The sequence below is a fragment of the Gimesia sp. genome, from assembly GCF_040219335.1.
Classification (GTDB): domain Bacteria; phylum Planctomycetota; class Planctomycetia; order Planctomycetales; family Planctomycetaceae; genus Gimesia.
Genome location: NZ_JAVJSQ010000029.1, coordinates 741,403 through 751,271, shown reverse-complemented (window position 1 = coordinate 751,271; position 9,869 = coordinate 741,403). Strand labels below are relative to the sequence as shown.

At 52.5% G+C, this 9,869-nt stretch carries 1 protein-coding gene; it reads right to left on the bottom strand.

From position 1 onward, the window contains the following. The coding region (locus tag RID21_RS24710) for a LamG-like jellyroll fold domain-containing protein (RefSeq protein ID WP_350193558.1) at positions 1 to 9,735 on the bottom strand (9,735 nt) is incomplete at its 3' end. Positions 9,736 to 9,869 lie beyond the last annotated feature (134 nt).

Genomic DNA, 9,869 nt, shown 5'->3' with positions numbered 1-9,869 from the left:
GCCATTCACGGTGATCGGTGAATCAACGGTCGGCAGGATGTTAAAGATATCGCTGTCGTCTCCACCGTTGATGGTGGTCTGCGTCGCATTGACATTGCCCAGCAGATCAACGATAGCTCCGGCCCCATCAGTAATCGGATCGATATTGATCGTGATCGTGGTCGCGGCAATCACTTCGCCTGTCAGTGACAGCAGGAAGTCATCACCGGAGTTCAGAACCACATCAGCGCCCGTTGACTCAACGGTCACTCCGGCGTTGATCGTCAGATCATCACCGGGGCCTGCAGTATCAGTAGAGGTCAGCGTGACGGTACCCGAAGCCGAAACGTTGCTGGCAACGGTCAGTGGGCTGGAGGCGGAAACGGTTACTGAACCATTCGTGGCCAATACGCCAGACAAGGGAATCACATCGCCGATGATCAAAGCGCCGGTATTGCTGACAACAACGTCGCCCGAGGTGGCACTGGCAGACAGGGTACTCACTGCGGTGTCGATATCCGCATCTCCCGCACCGCCAACACTACCCGCGGCCTGGAATGCAACTCCACTTGCGGTAATCAATGGTGCTTCACTCGGGCTGGTCGTATTATCCACAACGTCCCCCCCAATACTAGTCACCACGACTCGACCACCTGCACTCTGCAGATCGGCAATCTCGACGTCTCCATAAGCCCGTGCAACCAGATCACCGCCTCGTGCATTGACCAGACTCCCCTGATCCTGTGTGAACCCACCGCTGCTGTCATTGTTGAAATCAGCGAAGAGTCTTACCAATTCAGCCGTGGTGGTATCCACCAGAGAAGTCGCTCCCAGTGCCAGATTATCGTCAGCGTAAAGGTTGATCCCACCACCGTTGGTCTGCACGGTGCTGTTGACGTTGATATCCCCTTGGACGTTTGCCTGAATAATAGACGCCGCACCGGTTGTTTCGACCTTCTGGTTGATATTGAGTGTGCCGCCAATCGACAGAGAAATGTTGCCGGCAGCGGTAATACCATCGAGACTATCCACAGTACCAATCGTTGCTGCGGAAGGCTCCTGAATAAAAATATCGCCGTTAGTCGTGTCGGCAGCCATCGTGTTAATGGCCAGATCAAAATCCCCTGCTCCCACATCACCGATGCCGGTCGCGGCACGCAGAGCGGCTGTATTCGCGGTGATGACAGGTGATTCGCCTGCGGTATTATCAAAAATCTGACCGCCGGCTGCTGTAACCTGAACTTCCCCACTTGTATTCACATTCGTGAGCAGAATATGAACGGCTGCATCGAGGTCAATCGTACCGTCACCACTGCTGGTGATCTGAGTGCCGGTATCGGTCATGACGATCAGACCAGCGGAGTTAATCTGAATCAGATTACTTCCATCATTGGAAATGACAGCTCCAAAACCGACGTCGAAGTTGCCTGACGCATTTGACAGTTGCAGTGCCCCGCCGGTGACAGCGAGGTTTTCATTCACAACAAGGCCAGCCCCAGCTGTAATCGTGGTATTGCCGCTGACTGTGAGCCCGTTGATGCCACCGGCATTACCGATGACAATCCCATTAAGCTCAGCCAGTTCCAGACCGCCGCTGATATTCCCTTCCAGAAAACCAAGGGCCGTTTCCAGAGCATCCCCTACACCAGCACCAGCTCCTGCAGTCAGAGTTGCCTGGTTCGCGGTAATGTTATTACCGGCATTCGCATCGCTGATGGCACCTGCAGTCGCGGTGACGGTCACATCGCCGGAGGTCGTGATCTGTCCCAGCTGGATATTGTTACCCGCGGTCAGATCGATGGTATTCGCAGTTGCGTCGATGATACCTGCGGCAGCAAAGGTGATCTGATCATTGGCATCGACGTCCACGGTTCCACTGGTTGTAAATGTGCCATTGACGTTGACCTGACCTGCACTCAGGTCGGCGTTTCCGGAACCGATATTGGTAGGTCCGGCAATGGTAAGCGTATCATCATTTCCGGCATTCACTGTCAGGTTTGCAGTGAAAGTGGAGTCGACGGCGTTGACAATCACTGTATCAGCGCCCGATCCACCTGCGACTTCGGTATTGATGGTCAATGTACCTGTCGGATGTGCGAAGACAACGATTTCGCCCAAGGTCGAATTGATCTGAGATTCTCCGTCACCCACATCCCCATCATCAGCGAGTGTGATGGTTTCGGCGGCACCGGTGTAACTGAAGATACGATCGGTGGCGGTGATCGTGTCAATGATTGGTTCCAGACCAGTGTAGGTAATCGTGGAAGTGACTTCGCCATCGAAGAAGATTGAACCGTCGTTGGCATTCGCAAACTGGTGTTCAACGGTGGTAGCGGTTCCGCCCAGAATCTGGAGCACATCGCCGTCACCATCTTCACCGCCGGTTCCGCCATTGAAGAAAATTCCCCCGACCGGATCTGCGTAACCGGTGACCGGGTTGTTGATGCGGAAGATGTCATCGCCATCGAGGCCATTAAAGGTCAGTGAGGTGATGCCGGTCAGAATAACTGGCCCAAGCGTGGTTTCTCCAACCCCGCCTACATCGGTTGTCAGAATAAAGACGGCGGTGTTAGCGTCAGTAAATGTGATGTCCAGCAGATCGTCTTCCCCGGTACCGTAGACGACGATATCGCCACTACCGAAGAGAGTGCTGTCCTGGAAAGCACCGATGTGAGGTGTATCGGTTGCAGTATCTACGGCAAACTCAGATGAGCCATAAGCGGCTGTGGAACCGAAGCCGATCGCAAACTTATCTTCCAGTGAAGGTGATGGCGTGTAGAGCACATCATTTTCATAAGCAAACAGCGGATCACCGAACTGATTTGTGGGATCCAGCACGACGTTGGAATCCACATCGTTGTCGTTGAATGCGTTGTAGGTCACGTTGGCATTCGAGGGAGCGATGACACCAAAGCCTTCAATCGGGGGCTGTGGAGGTTCAGCCTGAATCATCAGATCGATGCCGGTCCCTCCGTCGCCGGGAACGACATCCGTTCCTGGAGCATCATCCAGGTTCCAGTAGGCAATCAGGCTGGGATCGCCATTCAGAGCAGAACCGCCAACGCTGTTGAGCCGGATATCATCCAGCAGAACAGAGCTTAAAACCGTATCAAACCAGGCAATGTCGTCCATCATACCGTCGAAGAAACGAGCAGGGTCGCCAGGATCGCGGCCGACATTCATCAGCCCGTTGATCGTATCGGTAAAGTGAGCCAGATCGAAGCCGGTCAGGTTCTGATCATATCCGCCCAGATAGCTCTGTTCGCTACCGTTGACGTAGATCCGCATCTCGCCAGTTGAGGCATCCCAGGTATATTGGATGTTGGTCCAGACTCCTTGATAGGCGCTATCGCCACCACTGGAAATGACATATTCACCGTCATCCTGAGCGCGACCGAAGAACTGGCCTCCGCTGTTAGTACGATACTGGAATTCCAGACCGGCATCTCCCGGCCCTTCAAAGAACTGATTCCGTCTGCCGGCATCATCCATATTCACCCAGAAGTTTAACGTGCCTTGTGCACCTACGTCGAATGAAGGATCCTGGAAGGTTGCGAAGTCATCGATACCATCGAATTCAAGTGCGCCCCCAAACTGTCCCAATCCAGGCTGGAATACAGGACCCAACGGAGAGATTCCGTTGGCAACGATATACATTTCGATGCCGTTTTTGTTGTCGATGGCAATATCGCCGGCAGCCTGATCGAAGTCCCAGTGTGCTACGAGGCGTGGATCAGCGGCAAGTGTTGCTACGCCGCTGTTGCGGATATTATCACGATCGGTCTGATTCAGAACTGAATTGAACCAGCCAACATCATCCATGAGACCATCAAAGTGGCGACCGCCGCCGGCGTCTTTACCGACAGTAATCAGTTCGCTGACGGTATTGACCGTCGCGGCCCACTGCGAAAGATCAGAATCGTAGGTAGAGCTCAGGTAGCCAACCTCAGTGCCATCAATATAGATGAACATCTTGGGGCCACCAGCGGCGTTGAAGTCCCACGTATATTGAATGTTCTGCCAGACATTGGGGTTGGCAGCGCCACCATCCTGAATGACATAGTTATCCGAACTGACATCACGTTCCGGGCTGCCGTAGAACTGCCCACCACTGTCTTCACGATACTGGAATTCAAAACCAACACCGTTCAACCCTTCAAAGAACATGTTGCGTCGGCTGGTGTCATGCATGTTAATCCAGAAGCTGAGCGTGCCCGCTGTACCCACATCAAAAGCAGGATCCTGGAAGAAGGCATAATCGTCCGTTCCGTCAAATTCCAGAGCACCGCCGAACACACCACCGGCTGTCTGCCAGAGTGGATCGGTTGAAGGCTGTGGTCCCTGGTAGGTATACCCATCGAAAATATTGTCGGTGATGTTGACTTCACCGGGAGCAACCGGAAGAGCGGGATCAAAGTAAACGCCACCGGCCTGAGCGTAATTACCCAGCTGGTTAACCGTCGCGGCGTCTTCCCAGACGAACGTGTTATGAATGATATCCAGACCATCGGCGGTCATCCCCTGGTTGGTGACAATAATGGTATAGTTCTGGTCGCCCTCTTCCTGGAAGGCCCCTGCTTCGAGTCCATTATTGAAATAGTTGAAGGAGATCTCACCACTGAAAGCCTGATTGTTCGGATCGTTGAAGGTTCCCTGAGGACCAATGGAGATGGGTCCCCAGCGGTAATGATCTTCACGGAATTCGTTGCGGGTAATCAGGAAGTGCTCTCCACTGCCGCTATCCCCGTCACGAATCGCAGCCCGTCCGAATTTTCCTTCGAAAACGGAGTCAGAGACTTCCAGATAATCAGCCCCTTCGAAGACCACGGCACTACGGTAATTGTCACCGAAGAGCAGGCCATTCAGAGTGGTATAATCTGCGTTGGTGTAGACGACATAACCACGGTAATCGGTGGCGGACGTATGTGTCTGCCAGCCGAGTTGTGCGCCACTTAAGGAAACGTTATCTGCTGAGATATCGACCACGATATCGAAAGTTGATGGTGCCCCTGCTTTGCGGATCTGTACGACATCGCTCCCGGCACCAACGATTGACACAGATTCGTCAACGTCCAGGGTCGAAGAGACCAGGTAGTTACCTGCGGAGACGTTGATGACACCACCATTACCGGCGACATCAACGGCATCCTGAAGATCGGCACCGCCTGCAGAACCGAAGACAACTACGACATTAGCATCACCGGAAACAGCACCAATCAGATCACCGTCCAGGTCAACGACCTCCGAATTCAATGCAATACCTGTAGCAGTCACAGTGACGCCATTGCTCACTGTCGACCTTTCGGCATTCACAGTCAGCGATCGCCCGGCATTTAATGAAATTGCTGAATTAACACTTACAACATCATCACCGCCTGCTTCCCCATTGATAATCAGGTTACCGCTGAAATTTGGCGCCAGTGAGTCAATATCTATGACATCGGTTCCATCACCTGCGTTGATGGTCAGAGTGCCGGTAGGATTATTGAAAGTGACTACCTCAGCAGCCGTAGAATCAACGGTTGTCTGCCCTGCGCCTGCATCTGTGACAGTAATGGTTTCATCGACACCACTATAGTTCAGAGTCACATTCGTGGCATTGACCGTTGACGAGATCGGCTCCAGCCCGGTGTAGGTAATAAAGTCGGTTCCGGAACCATTCAGCTGAATACTGCCATCACTGGCATTGAAGAAGAAATATTCCATGGAAACCAGGCTGCCACCGACCAACGCGATGGCGTCATTGCCGCCGGTTCCGCCGTTGAACTCAATCTGCAGAGGAGTTGTATCATCGATACCGGTCATGTCGATCGACAAGGTATCATCCTGACCATCCTCACCGTTGATCACCAGCGTATCCTCGAGGGCAGCCAGGGGAGTATTCCAGATCACATCTCCCGAATTCACGTCGGTCAGAATCACATTGCCACCGACAATCTGCAGAGAATACTCATCCGGATTACCATCGGCAGGAATTGTCACAACAGGTGTCGGGATCTCGGTGTAGATGGCAACATCATTGCCATCACCGCCGGAATAGGTCAGGTAAGCACTGAGCCCGGTGACTCCAAAGAAATCGATGAATTCAAAGCCTTCGGGAAAGCCATTGAAAGAGCCCACGATTCCATCTGTATCATCATTTTCCAGCAGGACAAATGATTGCGTATCAGCCGGAGTGAAGCCGGGAATCAGGTTGAGGGTCGCATCTCCCAGAGAGACGGCACCATTGACAACCAGTTGATCATGCTCGGTTCCGGCGACAGTCCCATTAACTTCGATATCCAGTTGATCGTTGCTGTCCAGTTTCAGATCGCCATTGATGACAACCTGCCCCGGGCTGTTCCCCGGCACCAGTGTGACAGATTTATCGACACCGGTAATCGTCGCATCGACGTTCCCGGCATAGGTGCCGCTTTTGACATTGATCGTTCCACCGGGGGTGATCTTCTCAACGGCTTCCTGGATGCGTCCGGATGGACCGGTCTGCTCACCCAGTGAAGTGACATTCAAGATAGAATAGTCCCCCTGGAACCCGGCTGTACCACCGTCAGTGTCGGTTCCATCGTTGAGGTAGGCAGAGAAATCAACGGGCCCGGTTAACAGTCCTGCGATCGTTGTATCATCGATACCGCCCCACCAGTTGTCTGAGGCATTGACGGTTGCTCCTGCGCCACTGGCGATCCCCAGCGTATTGCCGGTGATCGAGTTATTGTTGACATTCAACTGGGCTCCTGCTGTCAAACCACCGAATCCAGCAGCAACTGAATCATAAACACTGACGGCATTGTCGAACCCTGTGAGCGAGTTATTCCGCACGTTGATCACGGCAGCTGCGTCTACGGCTCCCATTGATGAATCGTCAGTTCGAACAAAAATCCCCGAAGTCGCTGGATCCCCACCGGCACTGCCAACGCTTCCGCCATCAAGCGTATTGCGCTCAATATTGATGTTGTTCGAGGCCCCTCGCACCTGAATCCCATAGGCTGCGGTCGCGGCTCCGAAGGTTCCGGATAACGTGATCTCGTTCTCATTGATGTTGATCGGAGCATGAGTGAAGCCTGCTTCCAGACGGACATCGATCTTGGCCCAGTTCGCTTCTAATACTCCGACATCACTGTTAATAGTGTTACCGTTAATATCAATGGTGCCGGCCAGACCACTGTTGGCAACGTAGATCAGAACCGATGAATTCGTTGAATCAGTTGAGTTGTTGTTAATGAACTGCAGATTTTCTACGTCGGTGCCTGCACCGGTGTAATTCTTGAAGAGGGTGAAGTCACGGCGGTTGTCTTCGAAGTCGTTGCCATCAATGGCAGAGTCGCGAATTTCTTCAGCAAAGATTGCGGTATCGGTAAAGTTCCGGAATGTCGAACCAGCCACCTGCAAGTCGCGTACGTTACCTGTGCTGCCATCATTGGCCTGATAAAAGCCTAAGGAGCCCCCATCGAAGACTGTGTTAGTGATATCAATGCCGTCTCCAACAGCCGAAGAGGCGAGCCGAATACCGGTACCTGTATTTTGAAACAGGCTGTTGGCAACACTCATATTGGTTACTGTAGTATTATTGTGAACTTCAATCCCACGCGAACTCATGTCGATAAAGTGCACATTGTCTACCTGCAGGTGGTCGGCAGTTCCGCTGGTTGCAAATAAGTCAACGCGGATCCCCTGCGAAGCATTCTGCAGTGTCATGTCCTGGAAACGAACATTGTCTGCTGTCACAGTAAACAAAGTACCTGCATTATCAATAATTGTGCTGCCAGTGCCGACACCGTCCAGGGTCACTGATTTATCGACATTCACATTTTCATTGTAAGTACCAGCCAGAATGTTGACCGTTCCCCCAGCATCCACACTGTCAATCGCTCCCTGGATCGTGGCGAACGCATTGACTCCAATCACTGCATTTTGATCACCTCCTTCATTGGGATCGGCGTCGGTGATGAAGGTGCCGTTCACGCCGGTGAAAGTGGTGTCCACATAGGTTACAGGAACAGGAGGCATGAAGGTGAGGACCACATCATTCCCGTCACCACCATTGTAATAGATGCGGAAGTTCTGACCGTTGACCAGCACAGAATCCCCGTTGTCAAGACCGGTAAAGGTGCCCGTGAGAGTACCGCCCACATCGATAATTTCGAACGTATCGCCCAACACGGCACCGATGATGTCGCTGCCCGTGGTGTCCAGTGTGGCACCACCCAGATTTACATTGCCGGTTGCCACGTACTGATCATGTCCGCCCACTACCCCGCCCCCAGAGGTTCCATCGATTTCCACACTCAATGAGGAACCGGCAGTCAGATTCAAATCGGTACTGGTAAAGGTGCCGGGACTGAAACCGGGGGCGATGGTTGCTCCGGCTACGGATGCCGTGACACTGCCGTCCACCGTTGCTTCTCCCATCAATGTGACGGCTTTGTTGACATCCACATTTTCGGTGTAGGTCGCATTGATCACCACGGTCACATCATCACCAGGCAACGCGTTGTCAATGGCTTCTTGAATGCTCCCGTAGAGATTACTGTTGCTGGAAACCTCCACAACACCATCCAGGGTGTTGTTGTTCAGGATGGCATCCAGATCCACGTCAGGTGCTTCTCCCCCCACCTGACGACCATTATTGGTGAAGGAGTTTCCGGTAACCGTGGGATTTTCCGAGGACTGCGGGAAGTAAGTATCATCAAAGAAGAACAATCCCACGTTGGTGTTGTTTTCAAAAATGTTGTTCAACACCTCACCACCCGGTTCAGCGAAATTGAGGGCCGCCCCACTGGCATTATTGATGAATGTGTTCCCGTTCACTTTCGAAGTGGAATCGAGGTTTCCGGCGTTAATCCCCGTACTACCGGGTGATTCGAAAGTGTTGTCCAGGATTTCAATCCCTGCTGCAGTATAGATGGCAGGGTTTTCCGCAAAAAAGAGCCCGTTGTTTTTTGCCTGAATGACATTACCCGTAATGTCGAAATTGTCGTAGTGGATGCTCGCGAACTGCCCAGTCATCACCATGCCGCGTGCGGTGTTATCATCGGTTACATCGATCAAGTTGTCCGCGATAGTGACAAAGCTGATCGTCGCCGCATCAGTTGAATCAGGTCCGCCGCCAACTTTTTCCCCAAACACAATTCCGTTAACCTGGCTACCAGGGACGAGTGTTTCATGGATGTAATTGTTTTGGATCACAATGTTTTCGCGTGTAGACAACCCCGGCCCGGAATTTGTCGGGCGCACGTTGATCCCATCCCGATTGAGTCCCGTGATTTCAAACCCGTCAATCGTGACGTCATCAGCACGGACTTCAATCCCAAAGGGTGAACTCGGATCGATCAGACTCTCCGCCCCGCGAACACCATGACCTGCAATCCCGGCATTGGCTCCCTGAAGAATCACGGATTTATCCACGATCACATCTTCGGCGTAAGTGCCAGCGGCAACGTTGATGATGTCACCTGAAGCAGCGGCAGCATTAATTGCTTCCTGAATCGTGGCGAAAGCAGTGAAACCAAATACCGCATTCTGATCACCGCCTGTGACGGGATCAGTATCAGTTCCTGTGAAGTCGGACGCGCCCGTGTAATTGTCATCCACAAAAAATGTGGTCAGCAATGTCCTGTCTTCCAGCACTTCAGCCGTGGTAATCTGGTTTTGAGTGGCGGTCTGCCAGCGACGTCGAATTGCACGGCGGTCACGCGAGCGGAAGGTGGGGCGTTTTTTGATGCGTGAGGTCAAAGTGGTAAGCCAATTGGTAAGCAGCATCCTGGAAACTCCTGAGTGATTAAGTTTTTTTCAGCTTATCGTTGGGTGCGTTTGTATCTTCGTAGCCTGCGGACAGTGAACCAAAGGGCAGACATTACTATCATTTGAGGCAGTCAAATGCCCCATAATGCAAA